Genomic DNA, 18,470 nt, shown 5'->3' with positions numbered 1-18,470 from the left:
GAGGACGGAGGGTATGACGCGGGCGACAGATCTTTCACCCGACACAGCGGACGACCGGTACATCTGTACCAGAAAGCCCCCGCCCCCATGCCCGGGGCGCGAGGGTCAGACCCTCCGGGGAGGGCTCCGCCGTCGCGCCCGGGGCATGGGGTGCGGGTCAGGTGCCGTAGGTGGCGACGAGGCGGGCGCGCTCTGACGCGGTGATCGGGACGATGGAGCCGTGGCGGGGGTCGGTGGGGAGGTCCGCGTCGGCGCTCTTGGTCCAGGTGCCGCCGTCGAGGTCGTCGGTCTCGAAGGGCACGTAGCCGCGCATGCCGTACTCGTCGATGAACAGGTACCAGCGCTCGCGGTCGAGAGCCTTGGTGACCGTCGGGCCCTCGCCCTGCCGGATGCCGACCTCGGGGTCGGTCGACATGCCGATCGCGCCGGTGACGTACTCCCAGTCGGTGCTCAGCAGGTCGTCGGACCGCTCGAGCAGCACGGACTTGCCGTCCAGGCCGGGGGTCGGTGCCTCGCGCTCGTCCTTGCTGAACCTGTAGAAGGTCCCGTCGTGCTCGATGACGGTCGAGTCGATGACGGAGTGCCCGGGGTCGGCCCACACCTCGGCCGGGGTGAACTCCCGGAAGTCGGTGGTGCGGGCGACGAGCATCCGGTTGTAGCTGTCGCCCTGGTGCTCCGGGTCGTCGTCCGGGTAGAGCATCGACGCCCAGTACACGGCGTAGCTCGACGACTCCTCGTGCCAGGTGACCTCGGGCGCCCACACGTTCCCCGCCGTCGGCGGTGCGACCTCGGCGAGCCACGGCTCGCTCCACGTGACGAGGTCGGGCGACTCCCAGACCACGAGCGACCGGCTGCCGGAGCGCTGGCACTCCATCCAGTCCTGGCTCGCGTGGATGCGCAGGTCGGTGGCGACGAGGTAGAAGCCGTCGCCCGACGGGCGGCGGACGAGGAAGGGGTCGCGCACCCCACCGGTCCCGAGGTCGGAGGTGAGCACGGGGCGTGCTCCCGCGAGGGTGTCCCACCGCAGCGGGTCCGCGCCGCGGCTCACGGCGAACCGCACCTGCTCGCCGTCCGGGTAGGTCTCCCCGGTGAAGTAGGTGAGGAGGAAGGCGGCGTAGGGCTCGTCGGGCATGCGTGATCCTGTTCTGGACGTCGTCGTGCAGCGGATGCGCACGACCCTACCGGCGCTGGGTGGGCGGACGACGGCCTGTCCCACGAGCGAGGCTCAGCCCGGCAGGGACCGGCTGCTCTGCTCGACCGAGGTGGCTGCGACTGCTTGGAGCGCTGCGAGCACCGTGCGGACCGGGGTGAGCGCGAGAGCGTCCGGGCGGGCCAGGACGTCGACGTGGCGCGCGAGGGGGACGCCGACGATCGGGCGCAGGACCATCCCGTCGACCGCCAGCGGCGCGGCGGTGGTCCGCGGCATCACGGCGATGCCGGCGCCGGCGCGGACCACCTGGGCGGCGACGGAGAACTCGTTGATGCGGTGGTCGACCTGCGGGGCCTGGCCGATCAGGGCACCCAGGTGGGCGAGGACCCCGGCGAGCGGGAAGCCCTCGTGCGTGGAGATCCATCGCTCGTCGCGCAGCTGCTCGGGCCGGACCGCCGGGGACGCGGCGAGCGGGTGCGCCGCAGGCAGGGCGATGTCGAGCGGCTCCACCAGGAGCGGTGTGACGACCACCCGCCGGGACGGCCACACCGGGTCGTGGGCGAGACGGTGCGCGACGACGAGGTCGTAGTCGGCGGTGAGGCCGGCGAACTGCCCGCGGGCGACGTCGGCGTCGGCGAGGGAGACCCGCGGGCCTGTCCCCAGCTCGGCGAGCAGCGGCCCGAAGAACGCGAGCCCCGCGCTGTGAAAAGCCGACACGCGGACCGGTCGCTCCTCCTGCCCGAGGAACAGCCCGACGGCGTCCTGGGCCTCGGCGAGCGCCTGCTCCACACGCGTCGCCGCGACCGCGAGCGCCTCCCCGGCCTCGGTGAGCACGAGCCGTCGTCCGTCCTTGACGGTCAGCGGGACAGGCACGCGGGCCTGCAGCGCGGCGAGCCGCTGCGACACGGCTGACGCGCTGACGTGCGTCGCGGCCGCGACGGCGGCGACGCTGCCGCGGTCGCCGAGGTCGCGCAGGAGACGGAGCTGCGCCGGATCCATGAGGTCTTCCTTAAGGGTCGATCAAGAAACTGGCCGTTGTTCTTCCGCATCGGTGCTCCGGATACTAGCGCCATGACCTCTCGTGCCAGCCGCGGACCGCTCGTCGACCTGCTCCTGCTCGGGGTCGCCGCGGTGTGGGGGGCCAGCTTCCTCGCGGCCAAGGACCTCGCCGCGGAAACGGGTGTCCCTGCAGCCGTCGCTCTCCGCTTCCTCGTCGCGGCGGTCGCGACCGCCGTCCTCTGCCTCGCCCGACGGGAGCCCCTCCCACGGGCGCGAGGTCTGCTGGTCGCCGTCGTCCTCGGCTGCACGCAGGCTGCGGTCATCGGCCTCGAGACGTGGGGCGTGCACCTGACGACGGCGACCAACGCCGGGCTGCTGATCAGCCTGGCGCTGGTGATGACCCCTGTCCTCGAGGGAATCGCCTCGCGCTCGTGGCTGCCCCGGGCGTACTTCGTCGCGGCAGTCGCTGCCGTCGTCGGCGTCGCGCTCCTCGTCTCGGAGGGCGGGTTGCGTCAGCCGACGGCCGGGGACGGGCTCGTGGTCGCCGCCGCCGCGGTGCGGGCGCTCCACGTCACGGCCAGCGCGCACCTGACCCGAGGCCGCACCGAAGGGTCGTCGAGCGTGGTGCTCGTCCAGATGGTCGTCTGCGCCGCTGTGTTCACGGTGATGGCCGGACCGGGTCTGCCGTCCGCTGCGGCACGGCTGGACACGTTGGGGTGGGCAGGCGTCCTCTTCCTGGGTCTGCTGTGCTCCGTCTTCGCCTTCGTCGTGCAGCTCTGGGCGGTGCGGCGGACCTCGGCGTCGCGCGCGAGCATCCTCATGGGGACCGAGCCGGTCTGGGCGCTGCTCGTCGGGGTCGTGGTCGCCGGCGAGGTGATCGGACCGCTCGGCGCGTGCGGCGCGGCCCTGATCATCGCCGCGAGCTACGCCGGGCAGGCCGTCGAGCGGCGGCACCGCCTGGAGACCGGGGCCATCACGCCCCCTAGCCTCACCCCGCCTCGGACCGCTCTCCCAACCACGGCGCGAGCACGTCCTCGCGCCCGAGCCACACGGCACCGCCGTCTGCCAGCTCCGCGTCCGTGAGGAGCACGTCGTCGAACACGGCGCGCAGGCGGGCGCGCTCGCCGCGGGCGACGCCGGTGAACACGAGGCGGGTGTGGGGCGCCTGGCGCTCCCACACGCCGAGCTGCCCGAGGTAGAGCTGGCCGCCGGCGCCGTCCCACTGGCAGACGGTGTCGGGGCGGTTGGGCAGCCAGAAGACACCGCGGCTGCGGACGCGCCCGGTGCCGAGCTCCTCGATGCGGTCGAGCAGGCGCTCGGGGTGCATCGGCCGGTCGGATCGCAGCTCGAGGCTCCACGCGTGCGCGCTCTCCCAGGAGTGCGCGTGGGCGTGGAGGGGGTTGCAGCGGCGCTGAGCGGCGAGGGCGTCGTGCTCGGCGCAGGTGAGCCGGTGCGCGCTGAGCTCGTGCAGTCCGTCGATGCGCCGGGAGTCGGGGGCGCGCAGGTGGTCGACGAGCTCGTCGCCGCAGCGGGCCGAGAGCCCGCGGTGCGTGCTGCCCGAGCTCGCGGTGACGACGAGGTCGGCGTGGGCGAGGTGACCGGCGAGCACCTCGCCGACGGCGCGCTCGTCGTCCTCGGTGAGCCCGATGCCCCGCTCGGCGACGGAGTCGATGCCCAGCAGGTCCTCCTCGGCCTCGTCGACGTCGACGGCGGTGGCGACGGTCGCGAGGCGCACCATGTCGAGCTCGGAGCCGGGGTGGGTCGCGGCGTCGAGGGCGATGCTCACGGGCAGGGAGTCGGCGGAGACGGGCAGGGCGAGGACGATGTCGTCCCACCGTCCGTCGGTCGCGAGGCGGCGCAGCGTGGGGAGGGCGTCCTCGCGGACGGCGCAGCTCAGGCAGGCGTGCTCGAGGTCGTGGCGCTCGTCCTCGACGGTGCCGTCCTGGGTGATGACGGCGCGCCGCAGGTGTCCCTCGGCGGCGTGGATGTCGTGGCGCAGCACGACGGTGCGCGGGGAGTCGACGAGCAGCGCGAAGATCGCGGTCTCGCGGACGACCGGGTCGATCGTGGTGAGCAGGGACAGGGGGATCTGTGCCATGGGTGTCTCCGGTCAGGGTGGGGAGGTGCGTCGGCGCCGCCGGGGTGCTGCTGGCGTGCGCCGAGGATCTGCCGTGACGATACCCCTTGACGATAATGATTATCAATACGTATAGTCGCCGGGTCGTCCCACCCCGTCGGAAGAAGACCCATGTCAGCCGTCTGCCAGGTCCTTGGCACCCAGCCCGGATTCGGGCACACGATCTCCCACTCGCACGTGCGCACCAAGCGCCGGTTCAACCCGAACATCCAGAAGAAGAGGTTCTGGGTCCCGTCGCTCGGGCGCCACGTCACCCTGCGGGTCAGCGCCCGTGGGCTCAAGACCATCGACAAGCTCGGCATCGACGTCGTCGCTGCCCGCATCCTCGCCCGCGGCGAGAAGATCTAGGAGGCCCCAGTGGCAGGAAAGCGCGTCGACCTTCGACCCGTCATCAAGCTCCGCTCGACGGCGGGCACCGGCTTCACCTACGTGACGACCAAGAACCGTCGCAACAGCCCCGACCGCCTCGTGCTGGCCAAGTACGACCCCGTCGTCCGCCGGCACGTCGACTTCCGAGAGGAGCGCTGACATGGCCAAGACCAGCAAGGTCGCCAAGAACCACCAGCGTCGCGCCGTCGTCGAGCGCTACGCCGAGCGTCGTGCCGAGCTCAAGCAGACCATCGCGTCCCCGAGCACCCCGGCCGGAGAGCGTGCCGCCGCCGTCGACGAGCTGGCCCGCCAGCCGCGCGACGCCAGCGCCACCCGGCTGCGCAACCGCGACGTCGTCGACGGTCGCCCGCGCGGCTACCACCGCGCGTTCGGGCTCTCACGCATCCGGCTGCGCGAGATGGCGCACCGCGGCGAGCTCCCCGGGGTCACCAAGTCCAGCTGGTGAGCCGCGGCGGAGCCTGCGCCCCGGTCACGCACCGTCCCCGGACCACCACCGCACCACCTCGAACCACCGTCGAACCCTCAGGCCTCCGGGCCAGCACAGGAGCGTCACCATGAAGAGCGGGATCCACCCCGACTACCACCCCGTGGTCTACCGAGACGCCTCGGCCGACTTCGCCTTCCTCACGCGCTCGACCGCGACCCCCGCGGCCACCGTCGTGTGGGAGGACGGGAACACCTACCCCGTCGTCGACGTCGAGGTCTCGAGCGCGAGCCACCCCTTCTACACGGGCAACGCCCGCGTGGTCGACACCGCGGGTCGCGTCGAGAAGTTCCGTCGCCGCTACGGCCAGACCGGGGCTGCTGCCGCGCAGGCCGAGCCTGCCACCGCCACCGCCCCGGCGGCCGCGTCTGACGAGGCCGCCCGATGAAGGTCCGTGCGTCGCTGCGCTCGCTCAAGAACAAGGACGGCTCGATCGTCGTCCGGCGCCGCGGCAAGACCTACGTCATCAACAAGAAGAACCCGCGCTGGAAGGGCAGGCAGGGCTGATGGCCGTCCCGAAGCGGAAGATGTCGCGATCCAGCACCCGGTCCCGCCGGTCGCAGTGGAAGACGACGCCCGTCGCGCTCGTCCCGATCCAGGTCGACGGCCGGACCGTCGAGGTCCCGCGCGTCCTGGTCAAGGCCGTGCACCGTGGTCTCGTCGACCCGGAGACGCTCTCACGCCTGCGCTGAGAGCGGGGTCGTCGGTCTCGGCGCTGTGCGCGCAGCCTGTCGCGCCGAACCGTGCGACGCGACTGCTACGCCGGTCTGGCCTCGGCCAGGCCGGCGTCGCTCGTGGGGCGGATCTGCGCCCACACCTCGTCGAGGGACAGGCCGAGCACGTCGGCGATCGCGGCGATGGTCGGGAAGGCCGGCGTGGCGACGCGGCCGGACTCGATCTTGCGGAGCGTCTCGGGCGAGACGCCTGCATCGAGCGCGGTCGTCAGCATCGAACGGTCCCCGCGGGCGCGCCGCAGCAGCGCGCCCAGGCGCTGCCCGCGCTCGATCTCGTCGGGGGTGAGCGGGAGTCTGACCATGGTCCCGATAGTAATACCGGGATACTCTGGCCGGTATAGTTATTGGGCGACGGTCCGACGACCGTGTCGACAGCCCCAGCGCCCACCGCGCCGAGAAGCACACGAAGGACACCGCATGATCGAGATCCTCACCCCCGCCGAGGTCGCCCGAGGCCGGGAGACCGGCGCGCTCGTCGGCCACATCCTGCACACCCTCAAGGGACGCAGCACGGTCGGCACCAACCTCCTCGACATCGACCGGTGGGCCAAGGAGATGATCCTCGGGGCTGGCGCCGTCTCCTGCTACGTCGACTACGCACCGTCGTTCGGGCGCGGACCCTTCGGCCACTACATCTGCACCGCCGTCAACGACGCCGTGCTGCACGGCATGCCGCACGACTACACCCTCGCCGACGGCGACCTGCTCACCCTCGACCTCGCGGTGATCCTCGACGGGATCGCCGCCGACGCCGCCATCAGCTTCGTGGTCGGCCAGACGCAGCCCGCCGAGAGCCTCGCGCTCATCGACGCGACCGAGCGGGCGCTGGCCGCCGGCATCGCCGCAGCGAACCCGGGGGCGCGCATCGGCGACATCTCCCACGCCATCGGCACCGTCCTCGAGGAGGCCGGGTACCCGGTCAACACCGAGTTCGGCGGCCACGGCATCGGCTCGACCATGCACCAGGACCCGCACGTCGTGAACACCGGCCGCCCCGGCCGCGGCTTCACGCTGCGCCCCGGCCTGCTGCTCGCCCTCGAGCCCTGGGTCATGGCCGACACCGACGTGCTCGTCACCGACGCCGACGGCTGGACCCTGCGCTCGGCCACCGGCGCCCGGACCGCCCACACCGAGCACACCGTCGCGATCACCGAGCACGGCGCCGAGATCCTCACGCTGCCGCGGTAGGAGCGTGCAGGGGCGGGCCGGGCCGACCGCACCTAGGGTGAAGAGCATGCCCAGGCCACTGCAGCTCGTCATCGCCGCCCGCGTCGTCCGCCGCCTCCGTCGCGACCGCACCGGGGGCGAGGCTGCAGCAGCCCCGAAGGCGCCGAGCGCCGCGCCCGCCCTGTCGCTCGCGGCGACCCTCGCCGCGACCGGCGTCCTGCACCTCGCCAAGCCCGGCCCCTACGACCGCCTCATCCCGAAGGTGCTCGGCAGGCCACGGCCCTGGACCATCGGCTCCGGCATCGCCGAGCTCGGCTGCGCCGCAGCCCTCGCGCTGCCCGCCACCCGTCGCGCAGGGTCTCTGGCGACGGCCGTGCTCGTCGTCACGGTCTTCCCCGGCAACATCACCGCGGCGCTCCGCGCCCGCCGGTCGCGCATCCGCTCGGGCGCCGAGCGCCCGGACGCCAAGGAGATCGCGGCCTGGGCGCGCCTGCCCTTCCAGCTCCCGCTCCTCGCCTGGGCGCTCGCGGCAGGACGGTCGGCGACACGCGAGGGCTGAGGCTGGTCCTCACCAGCCGACCTGGTGGACGGACAGGGCTTCTGCGTCGCGTTGCTGGTGCGGGGGATCGTCTACGAGCCCACCCCACGATGCCCACACCGCCGGCGGCTGGCCTGGGTAGCCTCGGCCCGTGAGTACTCCAGGGGGAGATGTGCCCGTCGACGGGCGGCCGAAGGCTCCGAGGCGACGGCGCCTGTCGAGGCGATGGGCCGTGCTCCTCGTCGTCGCACTGACCGTCGTGGTGATCCGGGTGAGCGAGCACCAGCGTCCCGGGTTCTTCTACGACCAGGTGTGGGCGCGGGTGCAGGGGGTCAGAGACCTCAGGGACTGGGGCGAGGCCTACCAGAACAGGCGTCTCGCGGCCGACTTCGCGCGCGACGCCGCCGCCTGGCCGGGCGTGGTGCGGGTCGGCTGGCCTGACGTGCAGGTGGTCGACGGCGACACCGCGAAGCTGGAGCGTCAGCTCGCCAGCGTCACGGTCGTCGTCGACCCGGACGAGGGTCGGGTCGACGACCTGGCCGCTCGAGCGCTCGCGCAGTCGACGGCCGCAGCGGAGCTGGGCCTGCGCCTCGACGTCACGCTCCTGGTCGACGACCTGGAGCTCGTCCTCACCGACACGGCTGGTCCTGACCTCGACCTCGCGGTCGACGTCTTCGAGGTGGCCCGCGACGATGATCGGGTGGGCTCGGCGACCGTCTCGCTCGCCGCGTACGGCGAGACGCCTGGCGACATGGACATGTTCTACCTGCTGATCCGCACGCGGCAGGAGGAAGACGCCCGTCCCGTGAGGCAGGACCTGTGCCTGCTCGTCGCAGCAGCCGATGCCAAGGAGCGCAGGTGCTCCGTCGGCGGACCACGCTGAGCCCCTGCCCTGCCGATCGACGTCCAGACGTGGGCGCTACGCCGACGCCCGCACCACGAGGTGCGGCACGATCGTCCTCCTCGGTCGTGCCGCGGCCGAGGTCTCCGGGGGGCCAGGGGCCTCGGACCGGCCCGCGCTCTCAGCCGGCCCGCCCGGGCGTTCCTCGCCGCCGACCAGCAGCGCGTCGACGAGCTCGAGCGCTGCGGTCGCGATGACCCCGCGGTCGGTCGCGGCCGTCGTGAGCTCGGGGGTGACGAGCCCGCCGAGGTCGAGGCCGTCCATGCCGACCACGGCCACGTCGTCCGGCACGCGTCGACCGGCCTGCGCCATGCCCTTCATCGCGCCGACGGCGAGCACGTCGTTGAAGGCGAGCACGGCGTCCATCGCGAGGTCGCGGTCGAGCAGCTCCACGGCTGCGGCGATGCCGCCGTCGTGCGACTCCTCGACCCGCACCTCGGACCGCTCGCTCCACGCCAGACCGGCCTCGGCTAGGAACGCCCGGTAGGCGAGGCAGCGGGTCGACGGCTCGGGACCGGAGTCGATCATCGCGACGTGCCGGCGGCCGGTCGCGACGAGGTGCTGGAGGGCTGCGCGGACGCCCACCTCGTGGTCGATCCAGACGGTCGCGTCGCCGACGGTCTCGTCCGGGTTGTCGATCGCGACGAAGGGCACGTCGACGTCGGCGGTGGCGCCCGCGGGCAGGCAGCCGACGAGGGCGTCGACGCGGCGAAGCAGGGGAGAGAGGCGGGCGTCCCGGTCGGAGCCGTAGCCGACGTCGCAGAGGATGAGGCCCCAGCCGCGTGCGGCGGCGGCGCGGCTCAGCTCGGAGGCGAGCTCGGAGTAGTAGGGGTTGCGCAGGCTCTCGACGAGCAGCCCGACCGTGGTGCCCGCCCCCTTGACGAGGCTCTGGGCGGCGCGGTTGGGGCGGTAGCCCAGGGCCCGGGCTGCTGCCACGACGCGGTCGCGGGTCGCCGGGGCGATGCCGGGCATGTCGTTGAGCGCCCGCGTGACCGTCTGGCGGGAGACCCCGGCGTCGCGCGCGACGTCGAGGATGGTCGTCGTCCGGGGTCTGGGCACGTCCCCAGGGTAGTGCTAGCGTGAGACCGTGAACGTTCACGAGGGGATCCGCGAGGTCTTCGAGCAGGCCTCCACGCACGACGACGGAGAGACGACGATGTCCCACGAGACAGCACGACGGGCGACCATCCGGGACGTCGCCGCAGCCGCCGGGGTGTCGGCCCAGACCGTGTCCCGGGTGATCAACGGGTCGACGCACGTGAACCCCGGGACGCGGGCCCAGGTGACGCGCAGCATCGCCGAGCTCGGGTACACCCCGGACGTCGCCGCGCAGAACCTCGCACGTCTGAAGCGCTCCTCCTCGCTAGGCTCGACCTCGTGAGCTCACGTACCGCCGCAGGGGCCACCCCCTCGCCGCGCACCGTCCCCGACGTCGCCGTCCGCCGGGCGAGGGTCGCCGTCGCCGTCCTGTTCTTCACCAACGGGGCGATCTTCGCCAACCTGCTCCCGAGGTACCCGGAGATCAAGGCCAGCCTCGACCTGACGAACGGGGCCTTCGGGGCGGCCGTGGCGGCCATGCCGCTCGGTGCGCTCGTCGCCGGCCTCTCGGCCGGCGCGCTCATCCGGCGCTTCGGCTCGGCGCGCGTCGCGGTGACCGGGACGATGATGCTCGGGTTGAGCCTCATCATCGCCGGTGCCGCTCCGGCGTGGGCTGTCCTCGCTGTCGGTCTGTTCATCGCCGGAGCGATGGACGCGATCACCGACGTCGCGCAGAACTCGCACGGCCTGTGGGTGCAGCGCCTCTACCGCCGCTCGATCCTCAACTCCTTCCACGCGGTGTGGAGCATCGGGGCCGTGTCCGGCGGCATCATGGGCGCGGCGATCGCCGAGGCCGGTGTCTCGACGACGGTCCACATGGTGATCTCTGCGGGGCTCTTCGCGGTCGCGGCGCTCCTCGCCTACCGCTGGCTGCTGCGCGGCCCGGAGCCTCGCGACGTCGAGGCAGACCCGGTGAGCGCGTTGCCCGGAGCCGACCAGGTGGCTGACGCCCCCTCGACGGCGAAGCCCGCGCCGCAGGTCTCCATGTCCTTCGCGCTGCGCTGGGGCATCCTGCTCGCCCTCGTGGTCATCGCCGCCGCGGGTGGCGTGGTCGAGGACGCCGGCAGCTCCTGGGCGGCCATCTACCTCACGGGCACCTTCGGGACGACGGCCTTCGTGGCGAGCCTCGGCTTCATCTCCCTCCAGGGCATGCAGTTCGTCGGGCGCCTCCTGGGCGACCGCCTGGTCGACAGGTTCGGCCAGCGCGCCGTGGCGCGCACCGGTGGCGTCATCGTCTTCGTGGGCACCGGCGCGGCGCTCGCCTTCCCCTCGACCGTGGGGACGATCGTCGGCTTCGGGCTGGCAGGGTTCGGCGTCGCGACGCTCATCCCGGCGGCCATGCACGCCGCCGACCAGCTGCCCGGCTTCGCCCCCGGCACCGGACTGACGATCGTCGGCTGGCTGCTGCGGCTCGGGTTCCTCGGGGCGCCCCCGCTCGTCGGGGCCGTCGCCGACGCGAGCTCGCTGCGCGTCGGCCTGCTCGTGCTGCCGCTGGCCGGCCTGCTCGTCGTCGTGTTCGCCCAGGTGCTCTCGACCCGTCAGCCTGCAGGGCCCGCCGAGCCTCTCGAGCCTGCGGACGAGCCGGCCGCCGAGCCGGCGGGAGAGTCGTCGCCACCGGCGTGAGCGAGGCGAGGTGTGGACCGGTCGTCGGCGTGCGATCATCATCGGGTTCCACTGCGGCCGGCCTCGTCGGCCCTGCTCCCGAGGATGTGCACGATGGTCTTCGTCCCTGCCGCCAGGCCACCCCAGCACTACGAGCGCGTCCAGGAGTGGACGCTCGAGTCGGCCGCCGACGTGAGTCGCGTGCGCACCGAGATCGCGGACTGCGCCGCGGGGACCGGCGACTGGGACCCTGATGTGCCCGAGGTGCTCGACCGCCTCGTCCTGGTGTGCAGCGAGCTCGCCTCGAACGCCCTCATCCACGCCCGGCCGCCGGTGTGCGTCGGTCTCGAGACGTCGCCCTCGAGGTTCCTCGTGGACGTCTCCGACGACGTCCTGAGCACGTCGCCCGTCCTCGAGCACCGGCCCGACGACGGAGACGGGGGTCTGGGGCTGACCCTCACGTCGGCCCTGGCGTCGTCGTCCGGCTGGTACGTGTCCGGCGGGCGCAAGCACGTCTGGGCCACCTTCATCAAGCGTGCGGCGGTGCCGGTCGGCACGGTGCCCCAGGGCGACGCCGGGGGACGATGAGCCCCGCGTGAGCCCCTACCGCCAGGCCGACTGGGACGCCGCCCGGGCGCACCCCTCCACGGTCGAGGAGCCGTACCTCATGACCACGGGGGTGGTGGTCGCCGACCAGGGCGTCTCGCGCCCGCTCGCCGCGCCGCACAGCCACCCGGACGCGATGCTCGCGTGGTGCTACCGCGGCACGGTCTGGGTCTACCTGCAGGACGCGGTCTGGCGTCTGGCGCCCGGGCAGGGGATCTGGGTGCCCGCGGGCACCCCGCACACCTCGCGCCACGAGCCGGGGTCGACCGGCTGCTACACCTACCTGCCCGACGCGGCGCTCGTCGCCCCGGTCGCCACGATCACCCGGGTGCTCGTGGCGCGCGCCGTCCAGGAGATGCTGCTGCACCTCGGCGCGGACGACATGGACGACGGTCTGCGGGTGCGGATCCAGGCGGTGATCCTCGAGATGCTCCAGCAGCCGTCCCTGCAGGCCTCGGACGGGTGGGGCGAGGTGCCGCTGCCAGCGGACGAGCGCCTGCGGCCCCTGGTCCAGGCGGTCCTGGCCGACCCGGGCGACCCGCGGACCGCCCGGGAGCTGTTCGACGCGCACGGGCTCCACGAGCGCACCGTGCTCCGGGTGCTCCAGCGCGACGTGGGCATGACCTTCGCGCGGTGGCGCGCTGGTGTGCGGATGACGCAGGCGGCCCGGATGCTCGTCGACGGGACGCCCGTCGGGCTCGTGGCGCACCGGACCGGGTACGGGACGACCAGCGCCTTCTCCGCGGCCTTCAAGCAGCGGTTCGGCATGACGCCCCGCGAGCACGTGGCGCGCGTGCGCGCGAACCCCGCGCACCACCTGTACTGGCGCTGAGGGCGGGAGCCGCACGGAGACCGGTCGGGCGCGGACCCCCGGGGCGACCACGACCTGTCGGATCGCCGACACATTGTGTCCAGACAGCGACACTCGGGCTTGTTGGTGGCGTCTAGCATCATCGGTGTTAGGTGAGCATTACCTAACCGCCGCGTGACGCGGCACACCCCACCACCTGTCTGGAGAACCATGCCGCACGCCCTCGCGCGCCCGACGACCCGGCGAGCCACCGCGCTCGCCGCCCTGGTCGTCGCCGCCGTCCTCACCGTCACCGGCTGCTCGACGTCCACGCCGACCGGAGAGGCCGCTGCGCCGACGAGCACCACGACCGACGGCGTGGTGGTCGAGCACGCCCACGGGTCGACCACCATCCCCGAGAAGCCCGAGCGCATCGTGGCCCTCAGCTGGATGACCCCCGACATCGTCGCCGCGCTCGGCGTGAACCCCGTCGGCATGGAGAAGGTCTGGGGCGCCGGCGACAGCGGCTTCCAGCCGTGGTTCGAGGAGTTCGTCACCGCCGAGTACGGCAGCACGCCCGAGATCATCCCGTACACCGAGGCCGGCCCCAACTACGAGGCCATCAAGGCGCTCGACCCCGACCTCATCCTCGGCCTGTACTCCGGCATCACCGACATCGAGTACGAGCGCCTGAGCGAGATCGCCCCCACCGTCCCGTACATCGAGGGACCGTGGAACCCGAGCACCTGGCAGGACATGACCCGCACCGTCGGCAAGGCGATGTGGGAGGACGAGAAGGCCGAAGAGCTCATCGCCGAGACCGAGGGGAAGATCGCGGCCCTCGCCGACGAGCACCCCGAGTTCGACGGCAAGACCTTCGTGTGGGGCCTCACCCTCAACGAGGGCGGCACCGACCTCGGCGTCTACCTCGAGTACGACCCCCGCGTCCGCATCACCGAGGCCCTCGGCTTCACCTCGACGTCGGCCATGGACGGGTTCCTGTCCACCGCCGAGGGCGACAACTGGTACACCGGCGTGAGCCTGGAGAACCTCTACGACGTGCCCGCCGACCTCTTCGTGGCCTGGGGGAGCAGCGCTGCCGAGGGCACCTACACGGTCGAGAACCCGATCGTGTCGCGCTGGGACCCGGTCGCGGCGGACTCCTACGTCATCTACGCCGACGAGGCCAAGGCCTCGGCCATCAGCGCACCGACCGTCCTCTCGCTCGACTACGTCCTGCCCACCTACGTCGAGGACCTCGCAGCCGCGCTCGAGGGCGACCCCACCGTCTCGGGCGAGTGACACCGAGCCTGCACCCAGCGGCCCCGTCCCCGGCACAGCCGGGGGCGGGCGTCGCCGTGCCCACGGGCGTCGCCGTGCCCACGGGCGTCGCCGTGCCCACGGTCGGGACAGGGCCAGCCCAGCCCGACCCCGACGAGGGCTCTCGCCGCAGCGGTCTTCGCCGCCGGACCGCGGTGCTCACCGCCGGTCTGGTCGTGGTCGCCGCGCTCGTCCTGCTCGCCGGGATCGCCTCGCTCGCCGTCGGCGCCCGCCCGATCGCCCCGACCACCGTGGTGCGGGCACTCCTCGCCTACGACGACGCCGACCCGCTGCACCTCATGGTCCGCGAGCTCCGGGTCCCCCGGACCGTCCTCGCGATCGTCGTCGGTGCAGCGCTGGCCGTCTGCGGCGCGCTCATCCAGGCCTTCACCCGCAACCCCCTCGCCGACCCCGGGATCCTCGGGGTCAACGCGGGGGCGTCCTTCGCGGTGACCTTCGCCGTGGGTGTCCTCGGCCTGACCGCGCCGGGCTCCTACGTCCCCTTCGCGCTGCTCGGCGCGCTGGCCCTCACGCTGCTCGTGTACCTGCTCGGGTCCTTCGGCAGGTCCGGGGCCACCCCGATGAAGCTCACCCTCGCGGGCGTCGCCCTCGGCGCGACCTTCACGGGGCTGACCACCGCCATCGTGCTCCGCGACCAGAGCACCCTCCAGGTGATGCGGTTCTGGGGCGTCGGGTCGGTCGGCGGGCGCACCCTCGACCAGCTGACCTGGGCTCTGCCGCTCGTGGCCGCCGGGCTGGTGCTCGCCCTCGTGTGCGCGCGGTCGCTGAACGCCCTCGCGCTCGGCGACGACCTGGCGCACTCCCTCGGGGCCCGCGTCGTCACGGTCCGTCTGCTCGTGGTGGTCTCGGTGACCCTGCTCGCCGGGACGAGCGTCGCCGCGGCGGGCCCCATCGCCTTCGTCGGCATCATGATCCCGCACGCGGTCCGCTGGTTCACCGGCCCCGACCAGCGGTGGGTCATCGCCTACTCGATGCTCGTCGGCCCGGTCTTCCTGCTGCTCGCCGACGTCCTGGGACGCGTCGTCCTGCCCAGCGGTGAGCTCCGCGTCGGCATCGTCACCGGGATCCTCGGGGCGCCCGTCCTCGTCGCGCTCGTGCGCCGCAGGCAGGTGAGCGAGCTGTGACGCCCGGACGCGACGTGGTCGAGGCCGGCGGGTCCGCTTCGGCTGCACCCACGGTCGCCTCTCGACGGTCCGCAGCACCACCGACCGTCGACTTCGGACGACGGCTCCTGCGTCTCGAGACCGCCGGGCTCTCCGCGCTCGTCCCTGTCCGCGGGGTCGTCGTGTGCGCTGCGCTCGTGGCGGTCATCCTCGTGGCCGGGGTGACCTCGATGACCGTCGGTGCCTACGACGTCGGCCTCGGCGACGTCCTCCGGGCGCTCCTCGGCCCGTCGGTCGACGCAGACGTGCGCCAGGTGGTCGTCGAGTGGCGGCTCCCGCGTGTCCTCTTCGCCGTGCTGTGCGGGGCGGCGCTCGCGCTGTCGGGCGGGATCTTCCAGTCCCTCACCCGCAACCCGCTCGGCTCGCCCGACATCATCGGCTTCGGTGTCGGCGCCCAGTTCGGGGTGACGCTCACCATGCTGGTCCTCGGGCTCAACACCTACACGTACAAGGCCGCCGGGGCGCTCGTGGGCGGTCTGGCGACCGCGCTGCTCGTGTACGCCCTCGCGACCAAGGGGTCGGTCTCGTCGTTCCGGCTGATCATCGTCGGCATCGGGGTCTCGGCCGGCCTCGGCTCGCTCACCTCGTGGATCCTCGTGTCGGTCAGCGTCGAGGAAGCCATGATGGCGGCCACGTGGGGAGCCGGGTCGCTCGCCTCTCTCGGCTTCGACCAGCTGGTCCCCGCTGCGGTGGTGCTCGTCGTCGCGGTGCTGGCGGCCCTGCCGCTCACCCGTGCGCTCCCCGTCCTGGAGATGGGGGACGACGCCGCGACGGCCCTCGGCATCAGCCCAGGCCGGACCCGGCTCGGCGCGATGGTCGTCGGCGTCCTGCTCGTCGCCCTCGTCACCGCCGCGGCCGGACCCATCTCGTTCATCGCGCTCGCCGCCCCGCAGATCTGCCAGCGGCTCACCCGCTCCAGCACCCCCATGGGCACGGTCTCCGTGATGCTCACCGGCGCAGCACTCGTGGTCGTCTCCGACACCGTCGCGCAGCTCCTGGCCGTCCCCGTCGGCGTCGTCACCGTGTCCGTCGGCGGTCTCTACCTGGTGTGGCTGCTCGCCGGTCAGTACGCACGGCGGGTGTGACGGGACCGTCACGACGAGGGACGGGGGGCGACGGCGAGGGACTTCCGGGAGTCCCTCGCCGTCGCGCCCCGACCATCGGGACGAGCGCCGGATCAGGCCCCCCGACGCGCCTCGGCGAGCTTGACCGGGACCTCGGTCGCGGTCATGCGGACCACGTAGGCGGGGCGGTCGCGCTCGAAGCGCCAGCTCTCGGCGAGGGTGCCGGCGTCGACGGCGTCGAAGCCGAGCTCGTCGAGGAGCGTGGTGACCAGGGCCTTCGCAGCCTCGTCGTCGCTCGCGATCGGGAGGGCACGGCGGTCCGGGGTGCCGGTGGGGGAGGAGTCGTCGGTGAGGTCGGCGGCGGTGATGTTGTTGAAGGCCTTGACGACGGACGACCCGGGCAGGTGCGCCTGGAGCATCGCGGAGACGGTGGTCTCCTCGCGGTCGAGGGCCTCGATGCGGCCGTCGCGCTCGAAGTAGTAGTTGTTGGTGTCGATGACGACCTTGCCGTCGAGCGGCTGGACGGGCACGTCCTGGTAGGCCTTGAGCGGCACCGTGACGACCACGAGGTCGCCGGCCTCGGCAGCCTCCTGGGCGGTGCCCGCACGGGCGCGTGGGCCGAGCTCGGCCACGAGGTCCGCGAGCGTCTCGGGCCCGCGGGAGTTGCTGACCACGACGTCGTAGCCGTGCGCGACGGCGAGGCGCGCGAGCTGGCTGCCGATGTGGCCCGACCCGACGAGCCCGATGGTGGTGAGTCCTGTGGCGGTCATGTGGTGACTCCTTCTCGCAGACGGCTGCGGCGCGGTGTCGCAGCGGGGTGGTGCAGGGGTGGTGCACGAGCGACGTGGTCACCCTCTGGCGGCAACACCGCGCACCCTCCGATGAGTCCCGACCGGCGAGCCGACCGGGTCACGTCGGCGCCGTGTGCCGCATCCTGGTGTCGGCAGGCGCAGACCGCCCGGCCCTCCGCCCCGGACCCACCCGGGCACCGCACCACCCTGGACACCAGAGGACGGCCGATGCACCCCGACTTCCCACCCGCGGCACGAGACGGGAGCGCCGTCCTCTCACGCCCGGCGCGCAGCACCTCCCGCCTCGTGGGCATCGACCTCGCGCGGTTCCTCGCCGTCGTCGGGATGATGGCGGCCCACCTCATGCCGCCCTCCGGCTACCCCGGGCACGTCGCGTGGGTGTCGCGCACGGTCGACGGCAACGCGTCGACCCTCTTCGCGGTGCTGGGCGGGGTGAGCGTGGTCCTCGCGTCCCGGTCGGCCCTCGCCCGCGGCGAGGTCGCCGCGGCACGCTGGGCGACCGCGACCCGCGGGGTGCTCGTCGTGCTGCTCGGCGCGACGCTCGCCCTCGGCCCGGCGAACGTGGTCGTGGTCCTCGTCTACTTCGGGGTGACCCTCGTGTGCGCGGTGCCGTTCCTGCGCGTCCGTCCGGGCTGGCTGCTGGGCTGGGCGGGCCTGCTCGCGGTGGTCGGACCCGTCGTCAACGTCGCGGTGCGGGCGTCCCTCGACGTCGAGGGCGAGGGCGGCGGACTCGGCTGGGTCGAGCTCGTCGACCCGCTGGTCCCGCTCCGCGCGGTCTTCCTCACCGGGACGTACCCGGTGGTCACCTGGCTCGTCTACGTCCTCGTCGGCATGGCCCTCGCGAAGGTGCTGCTGGCTGCCCGCGAGGCCGGGACGGACCGCCGGTTCCTGGTGCGGGTGCTGGCCGGGGGAGCGGCGCTGGTCGCCGGGAGCCTCGTGCTGAGCACCGTCGTCTACGAGGCGGCAGGCAGGGCCGCGGCGCTCGCGGCCTACCCGACGTCCACCGCTGAGCAGGTCGACCTCCTGGTGTCGGAGTCCGGCTGGGGCGCGCCGCTCGACACCGGGTGGTGGGCCTTCGCCCTGCAGACGCCGCACACCGGCGCCCCCCTCGACGTGCTGCGCGGCGTCGGTGTGGCGCTCGTGGTGATCTCGGCGATGCTGCTGCTCGCCGGCGCCCTGCCCGGCTGGGCGCTGCGCGTCGTCGAGCCGCTCCGCGCCGCCGGTGCCGCGCCGCTGACCGTCTACACCCTGCACGTCCTGGGGGTCGGGGTCACCGGCCTCGCGATCGACGCCCTCGTCGAGGCGGGCGGGTTCACCGAGGTCCCGTGGTGGTACCTAGGTCCGCGGATCCTCGCCCTGCACGTGGCCTGCGCGGTCGCCGTCGGCGTGGTCCTCGCGGCCCTCGGCCGCCGCGGCCCGCTCGAGACCGCGGTGAGTGCGGCATCGCGCCGCACCGGGGCGTGGGCTGCTGGGCTCGGCCGTCGGGCTTGAGGA

24 protein-coding genes are annotated in these 18,470 nt (G+C 73.3%); 18 read left to right on the top strand and 6 right to left on the bottom strand.

Annotation, left to right across the window (positions count from 1 at the left end; genetic code table 11):
* Positions 1-157 precede the first annotated feature (157 nt).
* Complete coding sequence (locus tag SKED_RS17960) at positions 158-1,132, bottom strand: glycoside hydrolase family 43 protein (RefSeq protein ID WP_012868608.1); 975 nt, start codon at positions 1,130-1,132, stop codon at positions 158-160.
* A gap of 93 nt (positions 1,133-1,225) precedes the next feature.
* On the bottom strand, positions 1,226-2,149 hold the full coding sequence (locus SKED_RS17955) for a LysR family transcriptional regulator (protein ID WP_012868607.1): 924 nt from the start codon (positions 2,147-2,149) through the stop codon (positions 1,226-1,228).
* 72 nt (positions 2,150-2,221) lie between these two features.
* Between SKED_RS17955 and SKED_RS17950 the strand changes: the two genes are divergently transcribed.
* Positions 2,222-3,232 (top strand): DMT family transporter, encoded by a 1,011-nt coding sequence (locus tag SKED_RS17950; protein WP_012868606.1) that lies wholly within the window; start codon positions 2,222-2,224, stop codon positions 3,230-3,232.
* On the opposite strand, the gene SKED_RS17945 is transcribed toward SKED_RS17950, so the two are convergent.
* Complete coding sequence (locus tag SKED_RS17945) at positions 3,138-4,247, bottom strand: CobW family GTP-binding protein (protein ID WP_012868605.1); 1,110 nt, start codon at positions 4,245-4,247, stop codon at positions 3,138-3,140. The genes SKED_RS17950 and SKED_RS17945 overlap by 95 nt on opposite strands.
* Positions 4,248-4,397: 150 nt before the next feature.
* Here SKED_RS17945 and rpmB point away from each other — a divergent pair, with 150 nt between their 5' ends.
* From rpmB to rpmF, 6 genes are all read left to right on the top strand, one after another.
* A complete protein-coding gene (rpmB, locus tag SKED_RS17940; protein ID WP_012868604.1) occupies positions 4,398-4,634 on the top strand; it encodes a 50S ribosomal protein L28 in 237 nt (78 codons plus the stop codon).
* 9 nt (positions 4,635-4,643) lie between these two features.
* Positions 4,644-4,814 carry a 50S ribosomal protein L33 gene (rpmG, locus tag SKED_RS17935; RefSeq protein WP_012868603.1) on the top strand — a complete coding sequence of 57 codons (171 nt, stop codon included), beginning with the start codon at positions 4,644-4,646 and terminating at the stop codon, positions 4,812-4,814.
* A gap of 1 nt (position 4,815) precedes the next feature.
* Entirely contained in the window at positions 4,816-5,121 is a 306-nt protein-coding gene (gene rpsN, locus SKED_RS17930; protein WP_012868602.1) for a 30S ribosomal protein S14, read from the top strand.
* 109 nt (positions 5,122-5,230) lie between these two features.
* Positions 5,231-5,548, top strand: coding sequence for a type B 50S ribosomal protein L31 (locus tag SKED_RS17925; protein ID WP_012868601.1), 318 nt, complete (start codon positions 5,231-5,233; stop codon positions 5,546-5,548).
* On the top strand, positions 5,545-5,667 hold the full coding sequence (ykgO, locus tag SKED_RS17920; RefSeq protein WP_012868600.1) for a type B 50S ribosomal protein L36: 123 nt from the start codon (positions 5,545-5,547) through the stop codon (positions 5,665-5,667). The genes SKED_RS17925 and ykgO overlap by 4 nt, the downstream gene beginning before the upstream one ends.
* A complete protein-coding gene (gene rpmF, locus SKED_RS17915; RefSeq protein WP_012868599.1) occupies positions 5,667-5,852 on the top strand; it encodes a 50S ribosomal protein L32 in 186 nt (61 codons plus the stop codon). Before ykgO ends, rpmF begins: the two co-directional genes overlap by 1 nt.
* Positions 5,853-5,917: 65 nt before the next feature.
* Here rpmF and SKED_RS17910 read toward each other — a convergent pair whose 3' ends face one another.
* Entirely contained in the window at positions 5,918-6,196 is a 279-nt protein-coding gene (locus tag SKED_RS17910) for a helix-turn-helix domain-containing protein (protein WP_012868598.1), read from the bottom strand.
* A 115-nt stretch (positions 6,197-6,311) separates the two neighbouring features.
* Between SKED_RS17910 and map the strand changes: the two genes are divergently transcribed.
* The 3 genes from map (at position 6,312) to SKED_RS17895 (ending at position 8,482) form a co-directional block, all read left to right on the top strand.
* Positions 6,312-7,082, top strand: a complete 771-nt coding sequence (gene map / locus SKED_RS17905) for a type I methionyl aminopeptidase (protein ID WP_012868597.1) — start codon at positions 6,312-6,314, stop codon at positions 7,080-7,082.
* 46 nt (positions 7,083-7,128) lie between these two features.
* Positions 7,129-7,620 carry a DoxX family protein gene (locus SKED_RS17900; RefSeq protein ID WP_012868596.1) on the top strand — a complete coding sequence of 164 codons (492 nt, stop codon included), beginning with the start codon at positions 7,129-7,131 and terminating at the stop codon, positions 7,618-7,620.
* A gap of 211 nt (positions 7,621-7,831) precedes the next feature.
* Positions 7,832-8,482: a hypothetical protein gene (locus SKED_RS17895; RefSeq protein WP_012868595.1), complete on the top strand. Its 651-nt coding sequence runs from the start codon at positions 7,832-7,834 to the stop codon at positions 8,480-8,482.
* Between the two features lie 36 nt (positions 8,483-8,518).
* Here the strand turns inward: SKED_RS17895 and SKED_RS17890 are convergent, their stop codons facing one another.
* Positions 8,519-9,559 carry a LacI family DNA-binding transcriptional regulator gene (locus SKED_RS17890; protein WP_012868594.1) on the bottom strand — a complete coding sequence of 347 codons (1,041 nt, stop codon included), beginning with the start codon at positions 9,557-9,559 and terminating at the stop codon, positions 8,519-8,521.
* Between the two features lie 28 nt (positions 9,560-9,587).
* On the opposite strand from SKED_RS17890, the gene SKED_RS17885 reads away from it, so the two are divergent.
* The 7 genes from SKED_RS17885 to SKED_RS17855 all read left to right on the top strand — a co-directional run bounded on the left by SKED_RS17885 (position 9,588) and on the right by SKED_RS17855 (position 16,185).
* Entirely contained in the window at positions 9,588-9,881 is a 294-nt protein-coding gene (locus SKED_RS17885; protein ID WP_245534589.1) for a LacI family DNA-binding transcriptional regulator, read from the top strand.
* Positions 9,878-11,221, top strand: coding sequence for an MFS transporter (locus tag SKED_RS17880; RefSeq protein ID WP_012868592.1), 1,344 nt, complete (start codon positions 9,878-9,880; stop codon positions 11,219-11,221). Before SKED_RS17885 ends, SKED_RS17880 begins: the two co-directional genes overlap by 4 nt.
* Positions 11,222-11,314: 93 nt before the next feature.
* Positions 11,315-11,788: an ATP-binding protein gene (locus tag SKED_RS17875; RefSeq protein WP_012868591.1), complete on the top strand. Its 474-nt coding sequence runs from the start codon at positions 11,315-11,317 to the stop codon at positions 11,786-11,788.
* 7 nt (positions 11,789-11,795) lie between these two features.
* The gene (locus SKED_RS17870) at positions 11,796-12,638 is read left to right on the top strand and encodes a helix-turn-helix transcriptional regulator (RefSeq protein WP_012868590.1); all 843 of its coding nucleotides are present in this window, start codon (positions 11,796-11,798) and stop codon (positions 12,636-12,638) included.
* A 189-nt stretch (positions 12,639-12,827) separates the two neighbouring features.
* A complete protein-coding gene (locus tag SKED_RS17865) occupies positions 12,828-13,898 on the top strand; it encodes an iron-siderophore ABC transporter substrate-binding protein (RefSeq protein ID WP_012868589.1) in 1,071 nt (356 codons plus the stop codon).
* A complete protein-coding gene (locus SKED_RS17860) occupies positions 13,895-15,061 on the top strand; it encodes a FecCD family ABC transporter permease (protein ID WP_245534588.1) in 1,167 nt (388 codons plus the stop codon). Before SKED_RS17865 ends, SKED_RS17860 begins: the two co-directional genes overlap by 4 nt.
* Positions 15,058-16,185 carry a FecCD family ABC transporter permease gene (locus tag SKED_RS17855; protein WP_012868587.1) on the top strand — a complete coding sequence of 376 codons (1,128 nt, stop codon included), beginning with the start codon at positions 15,058-15,060 and terminating at the stop codon, positions 16,183-16,185. Before SKED_RS17860 ends, SKED_RS17855 begins: the two co-directional genes overlap by 4 nt.
* Positions 16,186-16,277: 92 nt before the next feature.
* Here SKED_RS17855 and SKED_RS17850 read toward each other — a convergent pair whose 3' ends face one another.
* Positions 16,278-16,934 carry an NADPH-dependent F420 reductase gene (locus SKED_RS17850; protein WP_012868586.1) on the bottom strand — a complete coding sequence of 219 codons (657 nt, stop codon included), beginning with the start codon at positions 16,932-16,934 and terminating at the stop codon, positions 16,278-16,280.
* Positions 16,935-17,183: 249 nt separating this feature from the next.
* Between SKED_RS17850 and SKED_RS17845 the strand changes: the two genes are divergently transcribed.
* Positions 17,184-18,467 (top strand): heparan-alpha-glucosaminide N-acetyltransferase domain-containing protein, encoded by a 1,284-nt coding sequence (locus SKED_RS17845; RefSeq protein WP_012868585.1) that lies wholly within the window; start codon positions 17,184-17,186, stop codon positions 18,465-18,467.
* Positions 18,468-18,470: the final 3 nt, after the last annotated feature.

This window comes from Sanguibacter keddieii DSM 10542 (assembly GCF_000024925.1).
In the GTDB taxonomy this organism is placed as follows: Bacteria; Actinomycetota; Actinomycetes; order Actinomycetales; family Cellulomonadaceae; genus Sanguibacter; species Sanguibacter keddieii.
This window is presented reverse-complemented; position numbering and strand designations above follow the sequence as displayed.